This window comes from Nocardia carnea NBRC 14403, from assembly GCF_000308515.1.
Lineage (GTDB): Bacteria > Actinomycetota > Actinomycetes > Mycobacteriales > Mycobacteriaceae > Nocardia > Nocardia carnea.
Map to the genome: position 1 here is coordinate 1 of NZ_BAFV01000059.1, position 725 is coordinate 725.

At 62.6% G+C, this 725-nt stretch carries 1 protein-coding gene; it reads right to left on the bottom strand.

Translation table 11 applies throughout. The features are described 5' to 3' along the window. A partial coding sequence (locus ON22_RS22565; RefSeq protein WP_157170425.1) for an AMP-binding protein occupies window positions 1-725 on the bottom strand: 725 nt, incomplete at both ends.

The following is a 725-nucleotide window of genomic DNA, read 5'->3' on the forward strand; positions in this document are numbered from 1 at the left end:
CGACCCGCTGCCAACGCACCAAGTCACCGGTGCGATACATCCGCGCACCGGCGTCGAACGGGCTCGCCACGAATCGATCGGAACTGAGATCCGGCCGGGTTACGTATCCGCGAGCCAACTGATCGCCTGCCAGATACAGCTCACCGGTGACGCCCTCGGGCACGGGACGCAACCGCGAATCCAACACATACACACGGCTGTTCCACTGCGGCACACCGATCGGCACACTGCCGGTCTCGTCACCCGTGGCCTTCCAATAGGTGATCGACACCGCGGCCTCGGTCGGACCATACAAGTTATGCACCGCAGCATCCGAGACCGCGTGCATCGCAGTCACCGTCTCCGGCGGCAACGCTTCACCGATCACGAACACATGCTCGAGACTCGACACCGCCCCAGCCGTGGTATGCGCAGCGAAAACAGTCAACATCGACGGCACGAAATCGGTGACCGTGACCTGCTGTTCGGCAATCACCCGCGCCAAATACTCCGGGTCGCGGTGACCATCCGGAGTTGCCACCACCAAATGCGCACCTGCCGCAAGCGGGAGGAAGTAACCCCACAGTGAGACGTCGAACGTAGTCGCAGTCTTCTGCAGGTACACATCCGACGCGTCCATCGGATATTCCGCCAGCATCCACGCGACCTGATTCGCAATCGCCGAATGCGGCACCGCCACACCCTTCGGCCGCCCCGTCGAACCCGACGTGAAGATCACATAGGCC